This is a genomic window from Paenibacillus sp. cl123, from assembly GCF_900101595.1.
In the GTDB taxonomy this organism is placed as follows: Bacteria; Bacillota; Bacilli; order Paenibacillales; family NBRC-103111; genus Paenibacillus_G.
The window spans coordinates 149,681-170,114 of record NZ_FMYY01000007.1; the positions used below are offsets into that span (position 1 = coordinate 149,681).

Below are 20,434 nucleotides of genomic sequence, written 5' to 3' on the forward strand. Positions count from 1 at the left end.
CTTTCGTCCGGATCGCTGCTGTTTGGTGGTCGATGGTTAGCCCTCCCTTGTATTTAGGTGCCTTACTCGGCCAGATCTTTGGAATAGTTATATTGATCCTGTGTTATCTCGATGTTCACTGGCTCGTAGTGTTCGCAGACACCCTCAAAATCCAATGAAATGCAGGCGTTTTCTCCATATTTTTCGATCAGCACTTGCTTCCATTTCGCGTGCAATGCCTTGTGCTCTTCGAAATCAGCGGCTGTCGGCCTTGACAAATCCTTGCGAACGACCATATAAGCGTTCTGGATGTCGTTTAAAGTAACATCCAGGTTTTCATCATCCCAGTCTCCGACATCCATACTTGCCGCCAGATATCTGTCTGGATTGGATTTATTACGCAATACCATTACAGGCACTTTGTTCATGGCTGTTCACCGTACTCCCAAGGCTTAATTCCCATCACTACGAATCCAGGACGCTGAGCGAAATCTGTCATGTATGTGACCTTTCGACTTATTAAATCGCCGGTGTATTTTTCCACCTTCGGGTCCCATTCAAGCAGGAGGAGATTATCTCCTACTTGGTAGTCCCTATCGTTTTCACGGATTTCGAAAGTCTTGCTTCCGTCCACCACCGCTTGGAAATATTCCGGCCAAGTTTTCAATCGGTGTTCCTTCATGGCTGTTCACTCTCCCCTCCGCCAACGAGCGGCATTTCACTCCAAACTCGACCATCTAGCATACGGCCAGCAGCCTCTTTCCCGATCCGGCATACCGACGTATCAGGATCGAAGGTGTGCCAAAGCTTCCCTTTAATTCCGGGGTCATTAGCACTGAGATCGTGAACTTTTTTCCATTCTCCCCATTGCTTGAAGAAGAACGGCACGCCAGCTGCATTGCACTGATTGCGGAGGCTCCTCGCCCAGTTTGGATGCATCGGTCGGGCATTCCGTCCGCTTTCGCCGCCGACGATGACCCAATTGATATGCTCGTTTGTCGGTTCTGACTCAGGGTAACCATGAATGTTATCAGGATCGTAATAACTCGGACTCCATCCTTGAGTAAGCAACCATTTACCTAGGTTTACTGGACCCAGTAACGGCTCGCAGCTCAGGAATCTGACGGCCGCAGGAGTCTGCAGCAGCAACGGTATTCGTTCATCAGCTGCCTGTTGATTCTCGACGCTCACACCTAGCCAGACGTTCGGGAGGGGCCAATCTATGCTCACATCGTCAAAATATCCGGGAATTTCAACCCTTCCGTACTCACCCGTTTGCGCCGGGGTCCATCCTCCCCAACGCTTGCCAATATGTCTTGTTGGCACATCCATCATATTAAAGGCGATCGTTTCATTAACGACCTCTTTCCTGTCAGACAAGTATTCTCTCATCCGCTCAGGCCGTTTGGTCAACACCTGGAACGTGTGCTGCGGGCAAAGCGCCATGACCGCGAAGACCCGATCAATGTACTCGTCCGGCACGTCCGGATGAAACAAGTCGCTCATGCTGTTGACGAATATCTTTCGCGGTCGCTTCCAACGCAGCGGCTGTCCTAATCTTTCAGGTCGCAGCGTCACCTTGAATCCCGATTCAAAATAATGCCCGGGTGTTCCCTCGAAGCGTTCCGCGAATGTTTTGGCGTAGCAGTTGCGGCATCCTTCGCTGACCTTAGTGCAGCCGGTTACCGGGTTCCAAGTCGAATCAGACCATTCTATTTTGGTTTTGTCGCTCATACTTCCCCTCCATCCCTCAACTCTTGAGCTTTACGATTAACCTCGTCTATCCACTTATCCAGCGCCTCTTGTCCTTGCCCGATGTATGAAACGCAAGCCGGACGTAAGGAGCATCCGCCGCAGTTTTTGGCGTAGTGCTGATTGCAGATGGACAGTGCCTCTGCAGATAAGTTTGTCATGCTGTCTCCCCCTTGAGAGCCAGTAGAGCCGCAATGGCTACTGCGTGAGGGGCTGTTTCAGCAAATGCGTGTTCACTATAAATCCCGAACCTTGCCGCCCATCTATCTCCGTAACGCTTTCCAGGTACACTTAGTTCAAGGGAGTATTCTGCACGCATCTCCTCTACTACCAGTTCCATGCCAGACCAAGTCGTCGATAGATGCGCATGGAATGTTTTGCCGTCTTGCCTTTTTACTACGATCCCTGTCTTGGCAAAATAATGCTCCCAGCCGAAGGCGCTCGCCAACCTTGCGTCCAGTTGTTCACCTGCCGGTTGCTGGCGTATCTGCTCTACTGTGTAGGTCATGGGGATACCTCCAGTAGATCGGGATTTTCGTAGATGTTGCTATGGATTTCAAGGGTCTGACCATCTTCGAAATTCAACGGTCCTCCTTTTCCGCCGCCCTCGTCGATGAACCAGCAGCTATACAGAAACTTCACTTCACCTTTCAAACTGAACCCCTTGTGTACTCCGTTATCCATATAGCCATTACCTTGGATTACGAAATCTTGATCAGGAACTGTAAGAGTCACGATGTCCCCTTCATAGACATCCTTGCCTTCCCTGTCCTTCAGGCCGGTATAGGGCAACATCTCAAAGTCAGACATGCGCAGTTTGTGAAATCCTTTACCATCGATGTCCAAGTACACGCCGAGGACTTTTGTCTCAAAATTGATACTCTCGATCTGTCCCGGTTGTAACATTATATTTAGGGGCTTGTAGAAAGCCTTGAACTTAATCTCTCTGGTCATACCCTTATCTCCTCCCTAAATCATTTCCCAAATCGTTTTTTGCCCCAGCGGATGACGATCCATCCGCGGCCTGCTCGGCACGCTCCAACTCTTGCCCGGCGTCTTGTATAGTTCCGTCCACCCGGCCGCCCGCAGGCTGGTTCCCGGCTCCTCGGCCAGTGTGTACGTCACGATCCTGCGATATCCCATCGCCTTAGCAGCGCGCCAAGCAGCTCCGTATAACATGGAGGCGGCGTTGGCCGTGCCGTCCGTGCAGCAGCGTACCACCTCAAGCGTCCGGCCGTTGTCCAAATGTCGGGCGACCGGCCTGCCGACCATGATCACGCCGACGACCTTGTCATCATCCGCAACGGCGATGCTAAATTTGTGGCCCTGCGGCGCTATGTGATGACGATGGTACTGCTTCACAAATTCGCAGGCATCGGCAAATGTCGTCGGCTGTAGTGTCAGCATGGCTGCTATCTCCTCCCTCTAAAACAAATTGGTCTGTACCGCAGCCGTCCGTCGCTCTTGCATGGCGATATAGTCTGGATTTATGTCTATCAAGGTGCATTCCCGGTTATTTGCCAGTGCGACCTTGGCTGTCGTTCCGCTGCCGCCGAAGGGATCAATGACCCAGCCGCTTACCGGAGCGCCTGCGAGGATGCATGGTTCAATCAGTTTCTCGGGAAATGTTGCAAAGTGTGCTTCCGGAAACGGCTGCGTCGCCACCGTCCAGACGCTGCGCTTATTCCGCATGCCGCTGTATTCCACTTCTTCACGCTCTTCTCGATGCTGCGAGGGCTGACCGGGCGGCGGCGATTCCTTAACCTTCCTGGCGAATGAATTTGACCGGCTCCTCCCGGTCCGGTGAATCGTGCCGTGCGACCCTGGTTCTGTGTCCCAGCCTGCCGGAACCTTGAAATTCCCCCGAACCGTTCGTTTCCCCCCTTGGTTGTTGTCGAAGGTGCTGTTTCCCGTGTAAGCACCACCACGAAATCCATTTGCCCATTCATCCTGTACACCCGGTTCCTTGATCGCTTCTTTGTCGTAGTAATAGCGCTCGGACTTGGCCAGCAGGAACATGTATTCATGTGCCTTGGTCGTCCGGTCCGCCACACTCTCAGGCATCGGGTTAGGCTTGGCCCATATGTTGTCCATCCGGAGATACCATCCGTCTGCCTGGAGGGCAAAGGCGACGCGCCACGGAATGCCGATCAGGTCCTTCGGCTTGAGTCCGGACGGAATAGTCTTGGAGATGGCTTTCATGCCCCCAAGGTTGCGCTGCCCGATCGTCGGATCACCTAATCCGGATATTCCGGCCTTGGCGTAGCTGTCTCCGAAATTCATCCAAAGGGTTCCGTCGTCCCTCAATACTCGCCAGACCTCCCGGAACACCAGCACCATGTGACCGACAAACATCTCCGGCGTAGGCTCCAACCCCAGACATCCGCGCCATGCTGGGACCGTAATCGGCGGAAGCCCGGGCATCGGCGTATAGATGACCTCCGGCCATTCGCTGGGCTCAACGCCGTAATCGCGCAGGCCCCAATACGGCGGGCTCGTGACGCAGGTGTGATAATGCCTCGCCGGCAGCTGATCACGCATTACGAGGCGGCAGTCTCCGTGCAGTATACGGGGGACTCCCAATGCTATCTCCTCCCCCTGATCACCTGGATTGTCTGACACTGTATGTGCCTTGCCAATTAGACCGTTTCAGGAGATTCCTGCTCCATTGCCGTTTTGATTTAGTCAGCAGGCCCACTTCCCGATGCGTCATAGGCGGACGGGTAGCTGCTTCCTCGGCGTCCCATCCGGTTTTCATGCGGCGATGGAATGTTCGCTCCGGAATCCCGTTTTCAATAGCCTTTTTCAGTGCTTCGACCGGATATTTCCGACTGGCCTCATGCGCCCGAACGGCTTGCGCGCTGCGATCCTGGAGAGGTTGCGTAGCAGCCAGTTCGATATCCCATCCGAGTCGGTTAGCCCGATACCGCAAAGTGCTGTAACAGATACCATTTGCAGCGGCGACTTCGACCCAATCTTTAAGCGGCTTTTTCGAGTGCGGCGGAGTTGATAATGCCCTCGCCTTCGGCCATGCAAGTTGGCGAATCCTTGCTTCCAGTAATGTGGGACGGATGCCAATTGCCTCAGCCTGCTTATACTCCTCGGGCGTGATGTAATAATCGTAAGGGTTCATGCTATCTCCTCCCTATGGTGCCTCCGTCGCCGCTTTTATCGGGTTCCATTTTTGGAGATATACTCTCTCCAAAAGCAATTCCCGTGGTATCCCGTTACATCTGGCGAGGCGGTGAATCTCTTTTGATATCAATCGTTTTTGCGGACCAACTGACTCATCGGGATCAATAGGAGGCACTTCCTCAACACGACGCCTTAGAGGTTCACTTGCCGCCTTTTCATAGCTCCATCCCTCATAGATGCGGCTCTTGTAGGTTTCTTTGCCTATACCATTGCTGAGTGCGACATCGCGCCATGAATAGTATGCTTCGTCTCTGACCGCCTGTTTTCTTGGCTGCCGGGTGAGCGCTGTTTCCTTATCCCAACCGTTTTGGATTCGTCTCAGGAGAGTTGGTCCCGAGATGCCGTGTGCCTTTGCCCGCTGGTAATCCTCTCTAGTCATTTTCAAACATGTGACCTCCTTGCAATCGCACCTTTTGTCTGCGGCAAGTCATGTGATCGCACATTCCGGGTTCTGACTTCCGAAAAAATCATTGACGTTCCCCGCCACATCCTCGGCCGGGTATGCCAGCACTCCGCGCGCCATGAAATAGTCAATTAAGTGCTGATTTACCGCCGAGAGATACTTCGCAGCCTGAGCCTTATCGACTTCGCTTCCGCTCACCTCATGGAGCAGATCATCGAGACTCTGCAGCAAGCGGTGCCGGCATTCCTCCGGGCCCCTGTCGGTCAGTCTGAGCTGGACCGGTATATTCATCACTTCCACGCATATTCTCCTATCCGGGCAGCGGATGAGTGCTCTTGAGCTCCTGCAGCAGTCCAGCAATTTGGCTGACCCATGGCTGCAGGTACCGCGCCTTAATGTAGTCGTATTCTTCCTGTGTCGTCCAGGCTGTATGGCCAGATGGGTCAATGTCGGGCCTGATAACCCAGCCATTTTTTCCGGGCCTGATCCGGGTACCGCCGCAGCGGATACCATTGAGCACACCGCAAAGCGTGTTGTCGTCCACTCCGTACACCCGTCCTGCTCGCTGGTCATCTTCTGCTGCCATCTTAAGCAGTACATGCCAGAGGTGCATGTCGTCGGCCAGGTCGGGCCGCGGGTCGACGGTAGGCGGAGCGGCCTCTTGAAGGATAATTGCAGGCCCTGCTTGTGCTGGCGGCGCCTCGTTCGGTGGAGGCGGCAGCGGCTGCTCGTCAACGGGAGACGTTTTAGGTTTTGCGTTACGGACCCGGTATTCGTCCAGCGCTTGGTCCAGTCTCCTGACCTTGGCCTGCATCTTCTCCCGTTCGTCATCTTCGAGCAGCGGGTCCTCCAGCTCGATCTCAAGCTCCTTTTTTAGAGCCGCCGCCTTTGCCGCCTGCTCCTCGGTTTGGAGCTCCAGTTTTGCCACCATCATCACCGCCCTTTTTTTCAAGCTCAACGTATCGCTGCAGCCACCATTCAAACTTCAAGCGGAATCGGTTCTGGCCGACGTTCCGGCCTTTCGCGAATATGCTTTGTATGACCTTTGCGCCGTTCTCATAATCCCCACCATGATACAAAAACTCAACGACATCGGCGTCTTGTTCAATGGATCCGGACTCTTTAAGATGTCGGAGCTTCGGCTCGCCGTCGTCTACCTCGCGGTCAAGCTGGCTTAGCATGATAAAGCAGAATTTCATGTTCCGAGCCATCGTTTTCGCTGTACGAGTCACCCGTCCGATAGCCTGAGCCCGGTTTTCGTTCTTGCCCCGCAGGGGGATCTCCATGATCTGCAGATAGTCGACGATGATCGCAGCGATTTTCCCGTACCGCTTCTTGAACTGGCGAGCTGTGGCCCGGATCTCGTCGATCGTTACGCCTGCGCTGTCTTGGACATAGAGTGGGAACCGCTCGATCTCGTCATATGCATCGTTAATTCGCTTCCACTCGGTTTCAGTGAAGCCTTCCGGCCCGCCCTTATTAATCAACCGGTTATAATTGACCCCGGCTGACATGGCGACCATCCGATCGATTAATTCGGTTTCGTCCATCTCCTGGGAGAAGAACAGCACGGGGCCAGCTGAAGCGTTATGTTTGCAAATGCCATATGCGAGCTGCAACGCCTTAGCAGTCTTCCCGACCCCCGGCCTGCCAGCAATGATGTAGAGCCATCCCATCCAGATCATGGCCCACTCATCAAATTGCTTGAATACGCCAGTCAGGAGCTTGGCTGCTTTGCTTTTAAGGTGGTCGAAGTAGTCCTTCCTCATATCCGCGAAACTTCTCATCTTCGAGGTGTTTTGCGGCCGGATGTCGAAGACTCTCTCCTCGACTGCTGCGAAATAGTCCTCGTCGGATTCGAACTCAGCAGGCTTGTTTTTCAGGGAACTATTAGGAACGAGCTGCACCGTATAGTCCCCGCCTGTCGCAATCTCAACGATATCCCTTGCTGCTTCGATTCCCCTGCGCCTGTGTGCCTTTGAGCGCACGATCCTAGCGTGATACAGGGCATTCTCGGCGGTCGGGCAAGACTGTGCTAGCTCGGCGATGTATGCTACCCCGCCCATATCGTCGTACCGGCCACGCCGCTGGAAATGCTCCGTGACGGTCAGCAGATCGATCGGGATATCTTTGCCGTGCAGGTACCGCATCACCCCGAATATAAGCTCGTTTTTCTTGGAGTAGAAGTCCCGCGCCTCCAGGAAGAGTAGATCATCCAAGACCTCCGGTTTGAGGAATACGGCCCCTAGAACGGATCGCTCAGCTTGTAAGTCGTCTAATGCTGTTTCCGCTGTTTGGCTCATATACAAACTCCTCCGGGTCGTTGCCTGCTGCTACCCAATCTTGGTGTGCAATCTGGATGTTTCTCGCTCTAATCTCGGGATCGACGTACGATTCCCGTTGCCGCTTAATTGAGGCGATTTTAGGGAACCACTCGCTCTCGTCGATGTGATCATTCAGGTTGGCAAGTGCCTCCCGAGCATCGAAGTCGGCCAGCCTCTCGACCCAGAGCTCGAAGATTTCAGGGTTCCTCTTCAAATTCGGAGCGCTGTCCGGGTAAGCTGCGGAAGCTTTCGCCATCAGCAGCGCCACTTCGTCCCTGGTCAAATTGACCGCCTCCCAATTGATTTTTCAGGAAATCCATATTGTCACTGACCTTGTTACCACCCGAGCCGGCCGTAATGCCCTCGGGATCTACGCTGTTATAATCTTCAAAGCGCTTCTGGTTGAGATAGGTTGAAGGATGCGGGATATACCTGGTTTCCGTGCCCAACAGTTTGCATGTCTCGGCATAATTGCGGGTGTTCTGGATGATCAGCTCCGGATCATAGTCTGGGCTCTTTTCGAGTGCAGACCATGCTTTCTGAGCGGCTGCTTTTGATATCCGTCGTGGATATGCAGAGTAGAAGATTGCAAAGTAGTCGACATTTTCTTTAAATACTTTATTTAAGATCTTTTTTCTTTTTATGGGGGAGGTATTGCTCCCCCCTGAGTAAGGAAAATCGTTACTTTGAGGGGAGGTATTGCTCCCCCCCTGGGGGGAAGTATTGCTCCCCTCCCCCTCGTTACTGTGGGGGGAAGAATCGCTCCCCCCTAAGTCGTCAAAAAGGTCTCCCTGAATCACCGGCTCCCCTCCCTTCGGAATCGTCCAGGCGTCAAAATCTTTGTTGAAGGCAAGCATCCTTGCTGTCGTACTGGTTGCTTTCCGAGTTACAATCAGCACGTTTGCCTTTACGAGCGCAGCCACTTCCTTTTTGACTGTCCGCTCGGATATGCCGGTTGAGGCATGTAGGAATGTCAGCGAAAACTCATGTGCTTTGCGACCGTACCCGTAAGTCATTCGCCAAACCTTCATAATGATCCGGAACTGAGCTCCGTTAAAATTAAACCTGCATGTCTCGTCCAGGATCTCGTTGGCGATCCCCGTATAGCCGTTCTCCTTCTGGGGACTAGCCATTCCCCTCACCTGCTTTTACCGGAAGTAAACACTCCGAACGAACCTGATAATCCTCGTCTCCAGGTCATCATCCATCGGGCGCCCCGACGACCGATCCGCATCCCACTCGTCAAAAATCTTGCTGATTCCCGCCTTCACTTCTGCATCGCTCGGCTGCGGCAGCTCATCTATGCTGCGCTCGATCTGCTGCAGTAAGAGGTCACGTTCTCTTCTTGCTTCCGACAGGTCAAAGCTGTAATCGGTGACTTTCTTGCTCAACTGGGAGATTCTATTTCTTTTCTCCTCCAGCTCGAGGGACAGTTTGTTGATTTTATTTTGGAGATGTACGACCTCCTGATCGACCTCATAGCATTGATGGTCTGGAATCTCTGCCCCAATATGGACCCCTTCGAGGATTTGGTATGCCCTGTCATTAGTCAACGATTTTCGAGCCGATACCTCCGTGCCGCTATGGATAAAATCGCCGCGAGTGTGCGGGAATGTTTTGAGGATACGAATGATCACCTAAAGCACCTCCAGATAATAATGCTTGCCTTCCGTAAACCCGCACCGTCGTAGCGCAGATACAGCCGTCATCCGGGCAAGCTCCGGCATGTTGTTATTGCTGCTGAGGTGGGTCAGGTATATCCGCTCCCCCCGGCCCCGGACTAGCTGGGACAGTGCCGCAGCCGTCTGCTCATTGCTCAAATGACCGATATCGGACAATATGCGCGCTTTAACGCTTGATGGGTATTGCTCATTTTGCTCGACCATGCTCTCGTCATGATTTGCCTCAATGATGATGGCGTGGCTGCCGGCCATGGCCTCCAGCATGTCATCGTCCACTTTGCCTGTATCTAGGCAGATGCTGACTTTGTAGTCGTCGCAGTTCGCCGTGTATCCTACCGGTTCGTAGCTGTCGTGGTAGGTCTTGAATGCTGCAACCTCCCAGCCGTCGGAGCTGCTCATCACGGTATTCCCCGGCCGCACAAGGCCGTCATGGTCTTCCGGCTCCCGAATGGACTTCCATTCCCCGTCCGTCGCGTAGACGGGGATGATGTACTTTGCAGCCAGCGGCAGGCCTTTGACGTGATCAGCATGCGCATGAGTGATAAAAATGCCGATTATGTCCGGGGCCGATATGCCCGCCTCGAGCAGCCGCTTCTCGATCTTTGTCTTCGCTACTCCGGCATCAATTAGGATCGTTTTGCCGTTGGCGGTCAGGGCGATGCAGTTGCCCGCGCTGCCGGATGCGAGGATGTCGATTTTCATTCCTCGGTACCACCGGGCAAAAATAGACCTAATCGTGTGCGTTGCTCATTAGATAGACCGTATCGAACAATCTCCTCAAGCGATCCAGCCACTTCGGCGACACCCCATTCTTGGCATCCCCAACCTGTGTAATCGCAGCCAGAGTCGATCGTTGCAAATCGTCCATCTTTTAGAAGAAATACCCCTAACCAGTTTTCCCCGTTGTGTTCCCCATCCGAGATTGCAATAATTTCTGCAACATCCTCGCGGTCGAATGGTGTTGTAGAAACAGGGGAAGCGAACTGGACGACTACAGGCTTGCCATTCAACTCTGTGTCTACCTCTTTTCCTGCAGCCCCGAAAGCTTCTTGCCAATCTAAATCATTTAGTCTATCCAACATCGTTCATTCTCCTTTCAAATCTCGCGCTCCCGCTTCAACCGTTCCTGCCACGCTTTAAGATGGCCGCAGCCTCTAGCTGGAATCTCGTAGTGTCGGCGCCCTTGGGCAAAGGAAACGAACATGTCGCTGGATCGCTCATAGTAAAATCCGTTCAGGACCGGAGCTGCCGGCACCGCTATGGCAGCTGGCACCGGGTACGGATCGAGCATCGAGAACAGGTCAATCTGTATAGGTTGCGTCGTCACCTATTTAATGGCGTCGAACAGTTCGTCGTCGAGTAAATCATCATCATCTGGCCGGGCGTCTGCCGCCGCTTTGCTCTCTTGAATATGGAGGTCCATGATCTTCAGCAGCGCGTTGTACTCCGCGAGTGTCGGCGTATCTCCTTTAAGCTTGCCGTGCTGAGCGATGTATGCTGACATGGAGTCTTTATCTGTGATTCCCAACTCCTTGAATTTTGCGCTCATCTGAGCCCGGGCTTGCTTGATCTTCGGGTCGGGCTGTTGTTGATCGTGAGGCGCTGGAGTCGGACCGTCTGCTTTCTGCTGCTGGCTTGACTGTGGGAGTTGCTCGGGAGCAATTTTCTCCGCCTCAGCAGTAATGTCCCGGCGCTGCGGTTCGTATTGCTGCAAGGTATCTCCGCCCCCGGAGCCAATGTACTCATCTTCCGCGACCTCAATGCCAAACTGGCGCTTAAAAGCTCGCTTGATCGCATGTTTGACGATCATGTCGTCGAAATAGTCCTTCCACATCTGCCCGTTCCGGCCTTTTACCAGATGCTCAACCTGATCGCTCCGGACGATTACCAAGATGTTTGGCATTCCGTCGCGGTAAGCGATGCAGTAAGCACCCACCGTTTTCCCGGGGCTCATCATGTTCGGTTCATGCTCGACCTCGCCTTTCGCCACATTGGCCTTGAAGTGATCGTTTTCCCTGACCTCTGAAGCAATAAAGCCCTTGTATTCGGGGTGCTTCTTTGCGATGGCGACAATACCCTCAACAGCAATCTGGATGCTCATAACAGGGCCATTTTTACCGTCGTAGACGATGCAAAATACTTGATTGAGGAACGGGTTCAGGCCTGCACTGACGCATGTCTGGACGAACAATGCAAATTGCTCGTTCGTTGTCCCGCGGGCAATCGTGGCCTTAAGGGTGTCGAGCTCAGTTTGTGTGAAGTTGCCTACCAGCGCCTGCGTATTGACCGTTTGAAGTGACTTGTTTGCGCTCATCGCGTACCTCCTTGGGCGATGCCCAGTATAATTTTGACCCGCTGAATTGCATCCCGAGCCGATCTATCGAATCCACTATCAAGCGGATATTCTTCCTGCAGCGCATCGATCCGGGTAATGTCCCGCTCGCTGACAGCCGTCATGCGATGTGGATAGTTTGGAGCCGGCTCGCCGATCATTTTGATCGCAACCATATCGTCGATCGCATTCCGCAGCGTTAGAGCTTCTGGAACGGTAAGGGTGAAATTCGGAGTGTCCTCATGAAAAGGGAACGCGATATTCACATTCAGGGAACCGACATACTCCACCCGACGAAGCACGATGCAGTCGTTACGCTCGATGGATGGGTGCCCACGAAAATCTGCAAACTCGACGCTCCTGATCATCGTCCGACACCTGCTCCCCATGTTTTAAGTCCGTTGACTACCTGTTGTTTGGCGACGCTGTATGCCTTGGCCGTAACTTCCTCAGCAGTTTCACCGGGCTGCACGGTGATCGTTACAGACCCGTCGATTTTGAGTGATTCGTAGTTCCCCAGATTCTTGGTATATGTGTACCCCGCAGTTATTTCCTTTACCTGACTCATTGACATCCTCCGTTCGTTTATTTGAGTACCAACCACAGGATCACGCCTATTGCCAGCACATAACCGTAAAGTGACATTGCCCATATAAATCCCCGGAACATTATGACTGGCTCGTTTCGATCTTTAGCGATTGGTCCGGCACCGTGCGGCCGGTGATGAGCTGGTCGTAAACTGCCAATCGCCCGGTGTAGCTTTCGATGCCGTCAGCAAAGCATGGAACGATAAGCTCTGACTGCTCAAACAGCACTTCAGCAATCTCCAAGCCAGCGCCAATCTTCTCACCTGCCGACAACTGGCCGTAATCCTTGCCGTCGCGCTGGATGACGAATGTCGGCTCGTACGAATCCGTCGATTTGACATAGTTGTGCAGCCGTACCTTCAAAGTCGTGAATAAAGCATCGACCTTGCTCACCTGCAGTTCAGCCTCTTTGGCCTTGAACGCTTTGACCGCATCCAGGATGAATATAGACTCCTTGAGGTCGGCGAGCGTCTTCTCCTCGGCGGCCTTGGCCTTCTCGACCTCGGACGTCAGTCTGGTGCGCTCCAGTTGGTTGCGAATGGCTTCGGCGATCGGCTCCCGCTGCTGCTCCAGCTCACGAACCTTTTGCAGTTGCTCCGTGATGTCGACTGCGAAAAGGGAGGCGGCTTCTTCTTCCAATGCTTTTCGCTCAGCAATTACGGCCTTTCTGTCCTCGTTGATCTTCACCTTGCGGGCAAACTTCGCTAATTCCGACTTCTTGCGGCTCTCATCGTCCAACGCCTGCCCGCAGGTACGGCAGGCTTCAAGGATCGGCTCCTCATGCACCAGCATGAACTCATTTCGCATGCGCTCGGCCTGGTCGTACATGGACCGGATTTTGAAGCCCAGAGTGTTGATTCTCCGATTAATCTCATCAGCTGATGCAAGGACCTTTTCCTCGGCCTTAATCTGCTCAAGCAGTGCGTCTGCCTGCTGTTTCAACTCCTGCAGATCAACCTCACCCTTCGGCAACCGATCCAACTGCTCTTTAAGCGTTCTGGTCCTGGCCTGCGCGGCTGGGTGCTGTTTCTCCAGCCTCGTCTTCTGGCCGTCTTTGCCGCTGTGAATCTTGAGCAAATCATCGATGTTGTGCTTCTTCAGCAGCTCGCTGAGTTTGGCAGCATGCGGGTTGAGCACGATATCCTTAGCCGGCTGCTCTGGGGAAGAGCGGCTCATAGCCTCGAATACCTCTTTGTTGGTCGGAGCCGCCACATGGCGCATGACCTGCTCCCGCTGTTTTGTCCAGTGCTGGGTGAAAAAGTAGGCTGGTGAGTAGAGCGACAAGAACTCATCCTGCTCGAACAGCTCCGCTACGGCTGCTTTGAATGCTGTGGCCGACTGCGGTACATCGTTGACGTAAAATACGTTCTTGCCCTTGTCGTTGATCTCCCGGGCGAATTTGTGCTCCGTGTCATCCTTGCTCAGCAGAAGGGATGCGTACACACGGTCAAACTCATAATTGCTCGGCGACGGGTCATATGTCTTTCCGGCCAAATCCGTCCCGAAGAATATCCATGCCGGCGCCGTACCGATTGAGGATTTACCCTCGCCGTTCTTGCCGCTCAAAAAATTGCTGCGGCCGTATGTCATCGTCAACTCTCGATGGGTCGTAAAATTGATCAACTGCAGCTCGATAAATCGGATAATTCGAGGCATTCCGCAGCTCCTTTCAAGGTCAAAATCCCGTTTTTGGCAAAAAAATAATAGGCCTGGCTAAAAATGCGTGCTACAATGCAGTTAGGTGATTTTCTTATCGGCCGTGGCTTATGCTCGGCTCTTTTTGTTTTCTTGCAGATATTTGGCCGTTTCTCGCCGTACATCAGCTCCCTTCATCAGCCCGCTGACGGCTAAAATCCAACGTCTGCCCTGCTGCATGCTCAGTGCGTTCATGAGCGTCCTCACCTCCCATCATGATTCAGGATTTGCCGCTTGATCTTGGCGAGTATCCTGCTTACCTGGACTTGTTGGAGCCCTACTTGAGCAGCGATATCCGCCTGAGTCATCTCCTGGATGCGCAGTTTGATTATCGTTTGGGTCCGAGCAGGCAACTGGCTCATAAAGTCTCTGACCTCAATCTCGCTTAAGTCATCTGATGTGCCGATCATGTCCTCTACGGTCATATTCTGCTCCTCATCCAACTGCACATGGATGCTCGTAACCCTGGTCATTTCGGTCTTTGAGATCCGCTCCGCAGCCTTTAATGAGCAGCCCAATCGATTCGCTATTTCAACCACAGGTTCATTTATTAATCCTAACTTCTGAGCTTTTCGCCTTAACTCCAACGTCGTTCTTGGGATCTTTACTCTGCCAGAATGCCGCTCGATATGTCTAAGGATTTCGAATTTGATCCATGTGCCGGCATAGGTGGAAAACATTGATTTTTCCGGATCGAATTTGTTGTACGCTTTGACCAATCCCACACAACCGGTACCATACAAATCGTCGTACTCTACGCCGTTCCGCCGACCATACGATAAATATTTCCTCGCAAAATGGTGGACCAAGCGGAGGTTTGCTGCGATTACTTCATCTTTCGGCCCGAGGTGATAATTAACTACTGCTACGGCTGTCATGATGACCGCCCCTCTCATATCATTTTTGTTTCGATCTCTTCGATGCGGCTGCGTACTTCCTGATGCCATTCCATCTCTCCAATCAAATGGAGTTGGTGGGCTAACTGCTTCAATCCGTCAAGTTCTTGGACCAGTTCGAGATTCTGCTTGAGCAGTCTCAGGAGGACTACTCTGTCATGTACGTCCAGGACGATGCTGCCGTCCTTCTGGAGATTCATCTGGGCGAACTCGGCCAGCTTACGATGTACCGGGTGAATGCCGATCATACGACTCACGCTCCTTGTCAACATCTGAACAACATGCTTTTTCCAGCTCTGCAACTGCAACCTCCAAAGCATTTTCAGGATTAATCTGTTTTGCCTCGGTAATCATTGCCTCGGCCAGCCTTGCAAGGTATCTCCTATCCACCAGCTCGCACCTCCTTAACAATTTGGAAAATGTCATCAAAATCTTGACCGAGCACACCCGCAATTTTTGTAGCCATAGGCGGGGAGATTTTAGACAACTTACCGTTAAGCATCCTTCCGCATGCTACCGTGGTGATTCCAAGTTTCTTGCTCAGGTCTGACCTGGTATAGCCATTACGGAGCAAAAATTCGTTGAATTTATCTAGGTCTTTGAACTGTATAAACAAGCCCCTCACCTCCTTCGCGTAATTTTTCTTGACGTTTACGCACATAATTTTTACCCGAGGCGCATAACAAATAGACTCCTGCACAGAGTACAGAAAATTTACTGTTGCGTAACTTTTAATTACGTTATATAATCATCTTGTACCGATAAGTAACGCTTTATAAATAAGAAGCGATTTACCTTATCGTTGGATGATTATAACGAATTAAACTGTTAATACTGATTACATAGCCTAACGATAGGTTACGTTTGTCTTCGTTTGGCTATGTTCGAATAATAACACGTAAATTTTATTGACGCAAGAGTAATTTTTCTTGACGTCTTATATTTTTGTTGAGGAGAGGTTGATTGTGGCAACGTTTGGAGAAATACTCAAAGATTTGCGCACCAAGAGGGACATCACACAGCCGGAGTTGGCAGAGATCATTAGCTCGAGTCGGGTCAATATCTCAAATTATGAGAACAACAAGGCGACACCGGATTACGAAACATTGATTAAGTTGGCTAATTATTTTAACGTGACCACGGACTACCTGCTTGGTCGCGAGAACGCCGAAAAGCATTTCTTTGACAAAACTCGAGTTGAAGACGGCGCAAAAGAGAAGTTCCTTGCTGAAGCAGAAGCCCTTATTAGAGGCAAATCTGAAGTGAAGGAAGAGGACATTGCTCATGCATTGAAATTCTTGGAGTTTGTATTCAAAGATTCAAAATAAGGAGATCAATTATAAAAAAACCTTTAGAATTGCATCATGACGCAAAAATGACGTAAAAAATGCAAATGTCCGTGCTATAATGATTCCTACATCGCCCATATTTCATCTTTTGGGGCATGAGGATTTTTTTTACGCACTTTGTACCCTAAAAGTAGGACAACTTCCCCAGAAGAGACCGATTATTCGGTGCTCTCCGTTGAATGTTGCCCCTTGCGACTGACTTTAGGAATGAGATCATAGATCCTGTAGGGATCTACTCCCATCGCTCTTGCAGAAGATAGCAAGAGAGCCGTACCCATCTTTTTATTGCCATTAGCGTAGTCGGACGCTTGCTGGCGCGAAAGCCCCAGGGTATCGGCAAAGTCTTGGTTGGTCCAGCCAATCTCCTTCCAAATCGCGTGCAAGTGGCAATCTCCCAACTTATAACGCATTTGGGTAGGCTGCCTCCTAGCTTTTAAGGTACTGGTACATCGTACCAAAAAATCACGCACAAAGGAACCTTGAGGAGGTGATCAGTCGAAAAAACAAAAAAATACCCCAAGAAAACGGCTGGGGCGGCAACCCATTCAGCCATCGTTTGGAGTTAAGGAATTTGTCTTATAGTTATCTTATGTCTTATTTACGTAGATTTGAAGCGAACAAAACACGAACAGTCTGACCGGAATATCCGGAAATAAAATTCTTGACTAATATAAATTAATGTGTTATTCGGACGGAGGGTGTCTGGTATGTCCGACGAAAAAGTCATCTATGTGAGTCTCATCCCAGTGGTCGATATTGACACAGGGGAAGTGAAGGAAATAAATCGTGAGTCCATTTTGATCATAGGTAGCGATAGGCGCGGTCTTGTATTCCAAACGGAGGACGGCCGAAAATACCGGCAGCCCCGTAACCAAGAAGAAATCGAGGAAGCATGGTTCCACAGAGGTTTCCGCTCTACTGATAGTACGAACGTCTGTAACTTTGTTAAAGCGCAGGTTTATGATGAGTGGCGCGGGCGACTCTATTTCGATCCAAAACCGAACGAATTGAGTCTTTACGGCGACGTTGCTGCGGCACATACTCAGGCTGTCATGGAAATATCCATCGCTCGGGGTTTGCGAGTTATCCCTGCTAATACAAAGTCAAAATATCACAAAATCAAAGAGCAGCTGACACGCGTGGGGTCGGGGTCGGTGCTGAAAGGAAACTGAGCCAATGAACATAGATGCTCAAATCGAAACACTTTATCAAGAGATCGGGGAGCGTTGCCCTTTTAAGGCAGCCAAGCATATGGGGATTGAACACTACGACACAAACGTCGGTGACGCCATCTGTGGGTTGTATCTGCGGGAAGATGAGAGTAACCGGCATATTATGTTGATCAATAGCAACATACCGATCGAGCTGCAAGAAACAGCATGCTATCTGATCATCAAGCATCATCAAATGCATCCAGGGATCGGGCTGGCACTGGACAAACAAGACATAGAGGTATACGAACGGGCTGAAGCAGAGCACCGCGGCTACATAAAGCGCATTGCCGATCTGTTCGTCCGTACGATTGCAGCATCCCGAGCATAAGAAAAGCGGCCCTTCGTCGGGGCCGCTTTCGTTTTATTTGAACAGTTCGTCCGGAGCTTCTTCGCGATGACAACCCCACCAACAGCCGGTTGTCGCCAGACGCTTGCTGAAGAATGTGCAGATGCTATCTCCGATGTTTGCAAGAATCGTTTTCATTTTTCTATGTGCCTCCTATAATTTTAATTTATCTACAATACGCTGCAGAAACGGGAATGTAGTCAGTGCCTGTATGAAGAACAGTACCGATACGAATGGAATCTGCAGAAAGAAGTTTATACTCACAATGCCAACGGCAACCAGCTTTAAAACTGGAAAGTGCTTTTTATCAATGCGGCTCCTCTTGATCCCGGCCGGGGCATTAAGCAGCAAGATGACAACCGTCGCACCCGAAAGTATGATCCCATTATACCAAAAATCAACAGGAACGTACACAGAGACTAGGACAAAAGCTGCAGTTATCCAGTTACATAGGGTCGCATTCTGAAAGTGAAAACCGCCACTGTAATTACGCAGTAGCGGAAACAGAAGGCTCGCGGCCAAGGCTTTTAAAATGTCGCCGGTTATTGCGGCGACTACTAGCACAATCGCCATCGTTATCGCTTGATTTATCAGTGCAATCAAGGCGTACCGCAGCACAGCTACGGACGATGATTCTGGTTTATTATGCCTGATGGACTCGGCCAAGTATGTTGCAAATCTATCGACATATGTCATGTAAGTGTGCGCCCTTTCCGTGCTTCGGCTGATTTATAGTTTTGCCGGATAGCGTACCATAGTACTACAAGCATCGTGGCTGCCATCAGCATTAGTATGTATCCGTGCATGGAGAGCACGGGGAGCCTTGCATATGTAAACTGGAAGAAAAGTAATGCCCCAAGCAATATGGAAGCCCAGATGAAATTTGACGCCCGCAATATGGAGTTACCTTCATATCGCCGAATGATGAAGGAAAACCCTGCCTTCAATCGTATCAGCAGCGTGGATATTCCGACAAGCAACGCACCAGTGATAATATGCAGCACCGTGAATACCAAGAGGTTATTACGCATGTCCTCAACGGCAGCAAACCCTGTTTGCATAGCCAGGATCGTTACTGGAGCATCGATCAAAGAGACAATGATTGATCCGGTAAACGTGACAAGGAGAGCGTACAGAGCAGGATACCGCTTTGTCACCATAACCATTATCGTGAAGACGATGGTCTGAGCAAGCATCGAAAAGGGGGAGTCTATCACAAACTTGAAGTAATGATTCGTGATCCCTACAACCGCGGCTATAGTGAAGATTTGGCTGGGTACAATGATCATGCGAAATATAGCGAAGCTGCACAATACGACCGATGAAACAAATAGGATGGTGACTACAACCCTGAAAACCGTCTCAAGCAACAAATCATTCTCCCCGCCTACTCTTTGGATTTTCTTGTCCTTTCGCGATGACCCATGTCTTACCTATTTGGACAGCCACGCACTTACCCTGCCGGCATAGTTTCTTTATATGGTCTTGGGATAGACCCCACATTTCGGCCGCTTGTTCCGTTCCCATGATGATCTTTTGCAGGTCCTCCGCCTTCATGATATCCTCCTTCCATTGACCGCTATCGGTCAATCTAGTAAAATAGTACCATGACCGCTATCGGTCGTCAATATATGATTGCGAGGTGCTGTTTTGAACCATATTTTTATATTAGTTGCTGTCTTTATTTTGCCTTTTGCAGGCTTGCTTTTCACTCGATACCTCGCTCGAGACAAGACGGATAAGTCAAAGGTTCGAGTATACTGTCTCCTCATCGTTTTATACATAGGCGCCGCTGCAACAACAATGCAGATTCGACCGGTCGACGAGCTGTTTCATCCCCCCCACTCCTTCGACGCTCCATTGATCGTGAAATCGGTGCTCTGGTCTATTGTCGCTTATCAAGCATTCATGCTTGTCGTGCCGTTGCTGTTGACCTGGAGGAGTCCTAGGATGCGTGCTGCGGTTGCCAAGGAGTATGTAGGCAAGCGAGAGACGTTTCCCAAAACTACCCGCGGGCTCGTGGTGTTTAGCATCCTTGCTTTCGTGACCGGTATTGCCGAGGAGATGATGTATCGTTGGTTTGCTTATCAATATTTCCTTGCAGACTGGGGATTGCCCGCTTGGGTCGCGCTCATTGCAGTAAGCATTCTGTTCGGCTTAGCCCACTTCCAGCAGGGAGTGGAACGTATGATTGACACGGCCCTGCTCGGCGTGGCTCTGAGCTGGTTATATCTTACCTCCGGCAGCCTCATGGTTCCGATCATCTTCCACATCGCTTATAACCTCAAGGTCGTACTGACCACGATCGCCATAAAAAAGAGCCAGGTCCACTAACAGACCTGGCTCTCCCTATTTGCCTCCTAGCTCCTGGTAGAGCTTGCTGACCTCATCCACTTTGTTCTGATCCATTTTATCCGCGATCTCCTTAAACTTCTCCGCGTCGTTCCCCTTATAATTCGGCAAGGTCGCTCGGATCAGTTTCCCAGCATCTGCTGCCGCAGTCTTCCCCGTTTTCGCGCTGGTCAAATATACCTGGATATCGTTCATCATCGTTTGTCTACTATCGACGGCAGGTACCGTTTCAGCAGGCTTCCCGCACGCGGTGAGCACAAGGATCATCATCATGACTATGACTATTTTCCGCACACAAACACCCCCAGTAATATCTTCCATCGTGTTA

At 51.2% G+C, this 20,434-nt stretch carries 37 protein-coding genes; 4 read left to right on the top strand and 33 right to left on the bottom strand.

What is annotated here, in order from left to right; genetic code table 11:
* Positions 1-62 precede the first annotated feature (62 nt).
* The 27 genes from BLR08_RS14165 to BLR08_RS14285 form a co-directional block, all read right to left on the bottom strand.
* Entirely contained in the window at positions 63-407 is a 345-nt protein-coding gene (locus BLR08_RS14165; RefSeq protein WP_072330697.1) for a hypothetical protein, read from the bottom strand.
* Entirely contained in the window at positions 404-661 is a 258-nt protein-coding gene (locus tag BLR08_RS14170) for an ASCH/PUA domain-containing protein (protein ID WP_072330695.1), read from the bottom strand. Before BLR08_RS14170 ends, BLR08_RS14165 begins: the two co-directional genes overlap by 4 nt.
* Positions 658-1,713, bottom strand: a complete 1,056-nt coding sequence (locus tag BLR08_RS14175) for a DUF5131 family protein (protein WP_072330693.1) — start codon at positions 1,711-1,713, stop codon at positions 658-660. The genes BLR08_RS14170 and BLR08_RS14175 overlap by 4 nt, the downstream gene beginning before the upstream one ends.
* A gap of 175 nt (positions 1,714-1,888) precedes the next feature.
* Positions 1,889-2,239: a hypothetical protein gene (locus tag BLR08_RS14185; RefSeq protein ID WP_072330689.1), complete on the bottom strand. Its 351-nt coding sequence runs from the start codon at positions 2,237-2,239 to the stop codon at positions 1,889-1,891.
* Positions 2,236-2,685 carry a YopX family protein gene (locus BLR08_RS14190; protein WP_072330687.1) on the bottom strand — a complete coding sequence of 150 codons (450 nt, stop codon included), beginning with the start codon at positions 2,683-2,685 and terminating at the stop codon, positions 2,236-2,238. Before BLR08_RS14190 ends, BLR08_RS14185 begins: the two co-directional genes overlap by 4 nt.
* Before the next feature lie 15 nt (positions 2,686-2,700).
* A complete protein-coding gene (locus tag BLR08_RS14195) occupies positions 2,701-3,138 on the bottom strand; it encodes an XF1762 family protein (RefSeq protein ID WP_072330685.1) in 438 nt (145 codons plus the stop codon).
* A gap of 18 nt (positions 3,139-3,156) precedes the next feature.
* Positions 3,157-4,272, bottom strand: coding sequence for a DNA-methyltransferase (locus BLR08_RS14200; RefSeq protein WP_072330683.1), 1,116 nt, complete (start codon positions 4,270-4,272; stop codon positions 3,157-3,159).
* Between the two features lie 61 nt (positions 4,273-4,333).
* Positions 4,334-4,864, bottom strand: coding sequence for a hypothetical protein (locus BLR08_RS14205; RefSeq protein ID WP_072330681.1), 531 nt, complete (start codon positions 4,862-4,864; stop codon positions 4,334-4,336).
* 12 nt (positions 4,865-4,876) lie between these two features.
* Entirely contained in the window at positions 4,877-5,311 is a 435-nt protein-coding gene (locus tag BLR08_RS14210) for a hypothetical protein (protein ID WP_072330679.1), read from the bottom strand.
* A gap of 42 nt (positions 5,312-5,353) precedes the next feature.
* Positions 5,354-5,629 carry a hypothetical protein gene (locus tag BLR08_RS14215; protein ID WP_072330676.1) on the bottom strand — a complete coding sequence of 92 codons (276 nt, stop codon included), beginning with the start codon at positions 5,627-5,629 and terminating at the stop codon, positions 5,354-5,356.
* Positions 5,630-5,639: 10 nt separating this feature from the next.
* Positions 5,640-6,263: a hypothetical protein gene (locus BLR08_RS14220; protein ID WP_143014376.1), complete on the bottom strand. Its 624-nt coding sequence runs from the start codon at positions 6,261-6,263 to the stop codon at positions 5,640-5,642.
* Positions 6,190-7,632, bottom strand: coding sequence for a replicative DNA helicase (locus BLR08_RS14225; protein ID WP_083537099.1), 1,443 nt, complete (start codon positions 7,630-7,632; stop codon positions 6,190-6,192). The genes BLR08_RS14220 and BLR08_RS14225 overlap by 74 nt, the downstream gene beginning before the upstream one ends.
* A complete protein-coding gene (locus BLR08_RS14230; RefSeq protein ID WP_143014377.1) occupies positions 7,589-7,936 on the bottom strand; it encodes a replicative helicase loader/inhibitor in 348 nt (115 codons plus the stop codon). Before BLR08_RS14230 ends, BLR08_RS14225 begins: the two co-directional genes overlap by 44 nt.
* Positions 7,851-8,786, bottom strand: coding sequence for a replication protein (locus tag BLR08_RS14235; RefSeq protein WP_072330670.1), 936 nt, complete (start codon positions 8,784-8,786; stop codon positions 7,851-7,853). The genes BLR08_RS14230 and BLR08_RS14235 overlap by 86 nt, the downstream gene beginning before the upstream one ends.
* Positions 8,787-8,801: 15 nt before the next feature.
* Positions 8,802-9,290: a hypothetical protein gene (locus BLR08_RS14240; protein ID WP_072330668.1), complete on the bottom strand. Its 489-nt coding sequence runs from the start codon at positions 9,288-9,290 to the stop codon at positions 8,802-8,804.
* A complete protein-coding gene (locus BLR08_RS14245; protein ID WP_072330666.1) occupies positions 9,291-10,037 on the bottom strand; it encodes an MBL fold metallo-hydrolase in 747 nt (248 codons plus the stop codon).
* Positions 10,034-10,417: a hypothetical protein gene (locus tag BLR08_RS14250; RefSeq protein WP_072330664.1), complete on the bottom strand. Its 384-nt coding sequence runs from the start codon at positions 10,415-10,417 to the stop codon at positions 10,034-10,036. The genes BLR08_RS14245 and BLR08_RS14250 overlap by 4 nt, the downstream gene beginning before the upstream one ends.
* 14 nt (positions 10,418-10,431) lie before the next feature.
* A complete protein-coding gene (locus tag BLR08_RS14255) occupies positions 10,432-10,662 on the bottom strand; it encodes a hypothetical protein (protein ID WP_256257626.1) in 231 nt (76 codons plus the stop codon).
* The gene (locus BLR08_RS14260; RefSeq protein ID WP_072330660.1) at positions 10,663-11,649 is read right to left on the bottom strand and encodes a RecT family recombinase; all 987 of its coding nucleotides are present in this window, start codon (positions 11,647-11,649) and stop codon (positions 10,663-10,665) included.
* Positions 11,646-12,035: a hypothetical protein gene (locus BLR08_RS14265; protein WP_072330658.1), complete on the bottom strand. Its 390-nt coding sequence runs from the start codon at positions 12,033-12,035 to the stop codon at positions 11,646-11,648. Before BLR08_RS14265 ends, BLR08_RS14260 begins: the two co-directional genes overlap by 4 nt.
* Positions 12,032-12,235 (bottom strand): hypothetical protein, encoded by a 204-nt coding sequence (locus BLR08_RS14270; RefSeq protein ID WP_072330657.1) that lies wholly within the window; start codon positions 12,233-12,235, stop codon positions 12,032-12,034. The genes BLR08_RS14265 and BLR08_RS14270 overlap by 4 nt, the downstream gene beginning before the upstream one ends.
* 100 nt (positions 12,236-12,335) lie before the next feature.
* Complete coding sequence (locus BLR08_RS14275) at positions 12,336-13,844, bottom strand: ATPase (protein WP_256257625.1); 1,509 nt, start codon at positions 13,842-13,844, stop codon at positions 12,336-12,338.
* 174 nt (positions 13,845-14,018) lie between these two features.
* Positions 14,019-14,144 carry a hypothetical protein gene (locus BLR08_RS31700; protein WP_256257624.1) on the bottom strand — a complete coding sequence of 42 codons (126 nt, stop codon included), beginning with the start codon at positions 14,142-14,144 and terminating at the stop codon, positions 14,019-14,021.
* An 8-nt stretch (positions 14,145-14,152) separates the two neighbouring features.
* Positions 14,153-14,827, bottom strand: coding sequence for a sigma-70 family RNA polymerase sigma factor (locus BLR08_RS14280; RefSeq protein WP_176835519.1), 675 nt, complete (start codon positions 14,825-14,827; stop codon positions 14,153-14,155).
* Positions 14,828-14,841: 14 nt separating this feature from the next.
* Complete coding sequence (locus tag BLR08_RS30665) at positions 14,842-15,093, bottom strand: DUF7667 family protein (RefSeq protein ID WP_072330651.1); 252 nt, start codon at positions 15,091-15,093, stop codon at positions 14,842-14,844.
* Positions 15,065-15,235, bottom strand: coding sequence for a hypothetical protein (locus BLR08_RS31135; protein WP_176835520.1), 171 nt, complete (start codon positions 15,233-15,235; stop codon positions 15,065-15,067). The genes BLR08_RS30665 and BLR08_RS31135 overlap by 29 nt, the downstream gene beginning before the upstream one ends.
* Positions 15,228-15,461, bottom strand: coding sequence for a helix-turn-helix domain-containing protein (locus BLR08_RS14285; protein WP_176835521.1), 234 nt, complete (start codon positions 15,459-15,461; stop codon positions 15,228-15,230). The genes BLR08_RS31135 and BLR08_RS14285 overlap by 8 nt, the downstream gene beginning before the upstream one ends.
* Before the next feature lie 349 nt (positions 15,462-15,810).
* Here BLR08_RS14285 and BLR08_RS14290 point away from each other — a divergent pair, with 349 nt between their 5' ends.
* On the top strand, positions 15,811-16,173 hold the full coding sequence (locus tag BLR08_RS14290) for a helix-turn-helix domain-containing protein (protein WP_072330647.1): 363 nt from the start codon (positions 15,811-15,813) through the stop codon (positions 16,171-16,173).
* A gap of 179 nt (positions 16,174-16,352) precedes the next feature.
* On the opposite strand, the gene BLR08_RS14295 is transcribed toward BLR08_RS14290, so the two are convergent.
* The gene (locus BLR08_RS14295) at positions 16,353-16,604 is read right to left on the bottom strand and encodes a helix-turn-helix domain-containing protein (protein ID WP_072330645.1); all 252 of its coding nucleotides are present in this window, start codon (positions 16,602-16,604) and stop codon (positions 16,353-16,355) included.
* 297 nt (positions 16,605-16,901) lie between these two features.
* Here BLR08_RS14295 and BLR08_RS14300 point away from each other — a divergent pair, with 297 nt between their 5' ends.
* On the top strand, positions 16,902-17,366 hold the full coding sequence (locus tag BLR08_RS14300) for a hypothetical protein (RefSeq protein WP_072330643.1): 465 nt from the start codon (positions 16,902-16,904) through the stop codon (positions 17,364-17,366).
* Between the two features lie 4 nt (positions 17,367-17,370).
* Positions 17,371-17,736: a hypothetical protein gene (locus BLR08_RS14305; protein WP_072330641.1), complete on the top strand. Its 366-nt coding sequence runs from the start codon at positions 17,371-17,373 to the stop codon at positions 17,734-17,736.
* Between the two features lie 33 nt (positions 17,737-17,769).
* On the opposite strand, the gene BLR08_RS31705 is transcribed toward BLR08_RS14305, so the two are convergent.
* The 4 genes from BLR08_RS31705 to BLR08_RS14320 are packed head-to-tail and all read right to left on the bottom strand — an operon-like array spanning position 17,770 to position 19,311.
* Complete coding sequence (locus BLR08_RS31705; RefSeq protein ID WP_256257623.1) at positions 17,770-17,892, bottom strand: hypothetical protein; 123 nt, start codon at positions 17,890-17,892, stop codon at positions 17,770-17,772.
* 15 nt (positions 17,893-17,907) lie between these two features.
* Positions 17,908-18,450, bottom strand: coding sequence for an accessory gene regulator B family protein (locus tag BLR08_RS14310; RefSeq protein ID WP_072330639.1), 543 nt, complete (start codon positions 18,448-18,450; stop codon positions 17,908-17,910).
* Entirely contained in the window at positions 18,447-19,124 is a 678-nt protein-coding gene (locus BLR08_RS14315; RefSeq protein ID WP_143151543.1) for a hypothetical protein, read from the bottom strand. The genes BLR08_RS14310 and BLR08_RS14315 overlap by 4 nt, the downstream gene beginning before the upstream one ends.
* Positions 19,125-19,128: 4 nt before the next feature.
* The gene (locus BLR08_RS14320) at positions 19,129-19,311 is read right to left on the bottom strand and encodes a helix-turn-helix domain-containing protein (RefSeq protein ID WP_072330635.1); all 183 of its coding nucleotides are present in this window, start codon (positions 19,309-19,311) and stop codon (positions 19,129-19,131) included.
* A gap of 93 nt (positions 19,312-19,404) precedes the next feature.
* Here BLR08_RS14320 and BLR08_RS14325 point away from each other — a divergent pair, with 93 nt between their 5' ends.
* Positions 19,405-20,088 (top strand): CPBP family intramembrane glutamic endopeptidase, encoded by a 684-nt coding sequence (locus BLR08_RS14325; protein WP_072330633.1) that lies wholly within the window; start codon positions 19,405-19,407, stop codon positions 20,086-20,088.
* Between the two features lie 15 nt (positions 20,089-20,103).
* Here the strand turns inward: BLR08_RS14325 and BLR08_RS14330 are convergent, their stop codons facing one another.
* Positions 20,104-20,400, bottom strand: a complete 297-nt coding sequence (locus BLR08_RS14330; RefSeq protein WP_143014380.1) for a putative periplasmic lipoprotein — start codon at positions 20,398-20,400, stop codon at positions 20,104-20,106.
* Positions 20,401-20,434 lie beyond the last annotated feature (34 nt).

Coding starts and splice junctions, on each gene's coding strand:
- BLR08_RS14165 (WP_072330697.1), bottom strand. CDS start 407: ATGAACAAAGTGCCTGTAATGGTATTGCGTAATAAATCCAATCCAGAC.
- BLR08_RS14170 (WP_072330695.1), bottom strand. CDS start 661: ATGAAGGAACACCGATTGAAAACTTGGCCGGAATATTTCCAAGCGGTG.
- BLR08_RS14175 (WP_072330693.1), bottom strand. CDS start 1,713: ATGAGCGACAAAACCAAAATAGAATGGTCTGATTCGACTTGGAACCCG.
- BLR08_RS14185 (WP_072330689.1), bottom strand. CDS start 2,239: ATGACCTACACAGTAGAGCAGATACGCCAGCAACCGGCAGGTGAACAA.
- BLR08_RS14190 (WP_072330687.1), bottom strand. CDS start 2,685: ATGACCAGAGAGATTAAGTTCAAGGCTTTCTACAAGCCCCTAAATATA.
- BLR08_RS14195 (WP_072330685.1), bottom strand. CDS start 3,138: ATGCTGACACTACAGCCGACGACATTTGCCGATGCCTGCGAATTTGTG.
- BLR08_RS14200 (WP_072330683.1), bottom strand. CDS start 4,272: ATGCGTGATCAGCTGCCGGCGAGGCATTATCACACCTGCGTCACGAGC.
- BLR08_RS14205 (WP_072330681.1), bottom strand. CDS start 4,864: ATGAACCCTTACGATTATTACATCACGCCCGAGGAGTATAAGCAGGCT.
- BLR08_RS14220 (WP_143014376.1), bottom strand. CDS start 6,263: ATGATGGTGGCAAAACTGGAGCTCCAAACCGAGGAGCAGGCGGCAAAG.
- BLR08_RS14225 (WP_083537099.1), bottom strand. CDS start 7,632: ATGAGCCAAACAGCGGAAACAGCATTAGACGACTTACAAGCTGAGCGA.
- BLR08_RS14235 (WP_072330670.1), bottom strand. CDS start 8,786: ATGGCTAGTCCCCAGAAGGAGAACGGCTATACGGGGATCGCCAACGAG.
- BLR08_RS14245 (WP_072330666.1), bottom strand. CDS start 10,037: ATGAAAATCGACATCCTCGCATCCGGCAGCGCGGGCAACTGCATCGCC.
- BLR08_RS14250 (WP_072330664.1), bottom strand. CDS start 10,417: ATGTTGGATAGACTAAATGATTTAGATTGGCAAGAAGCTTTCGGGGCT.
- BLR08_RS14260 (WP_072330660.1), bottom strand. CDS start 11,649: ATGAGCGCAAACAAGTCACTTCAAACGGTCAATACGCAGGCGCTGGTA.
- BLR08_RS14265 (WP_072330658.1), bottom strand. CDS start 12,035: ATGATCAGGAGCGTCGAGTTTGCAGATTTTCGTGGGCACCCATCCATC.
- BLR08_RS14270 (WP_072330657.1), bottom strand. CDS start 12,235: ATGAGTCAGGTAAAGGAAATAACTGCGGGGTACACATATACCAAGAAT.
- BLR08_RS14275 (WP_256257625.1), bottom strand. CDS start 13,844: ATGACATACGGCCGCAGCAATTTTTTGAGCGGCAAGAACGGCGAGGGT.
- BLR08_RS31700 (WP_256257624.1), bottom strand. CDS start 14,144: ATGAACGCACTGAGCATGCAGCAGGGCAGACGTTGGATTTTAGCCGTC.
- BLR08_RS14280 (WP_176835519.1), bottom strand. CDS start 14,827: ATGACAGCCGTAGCAGTAGTTAATTATCACCTCGGGCCGAAAGATGAA.
- BLR08_RS30665 (WP_072330651.1), bottom strand. CDS start 15,093: ATGATCGGCATTCACCCGGTACATCGTAAGCTGGCCGAGTTCGCCCAG.
- BLR08_RS14295 (WP_072330645.1), bottom strand. CDS start 16,604: ATGCGTTATAAGTTGGGAGATTGCCACTTGCACGCGATTTGGAAGGAG.
- BLR08_RS14300 (WP_072330643.1), top strand. CDS start 16,902: ATGTCCGACGAAAAAGTCATCTATGTGAGTCTCATCCCAGTGGTCGAT.
- BLR08_RS14305 (WP_072330641.1), top strand. CDS start 17,371: ATGAACATAGATGCTCAAATCGAAACACTTTATCAAGAGATCGGGGAG.
- BLR08_RS31705 (WP_256257623.1), bottom strand. CDS start 17,892: ATGAAAACGATTCTTGCAAACATCGGAGATAGCATCTGCACATTCTTC.
- BLR08_RS14310 (WP_072330639.1), bottom strand. CDS start 18,450: ATGACATATGTCGATAGATTTGCAACATACTTGGCCGAGTCCATCAGG.
- BLR08_RS14320 (WP_072330635.1), bottom strand. CDS start 19,311: ATGAAGGCGGAGGACCTGCAAAAGATCATCATGGGAACGGAACAAGCG.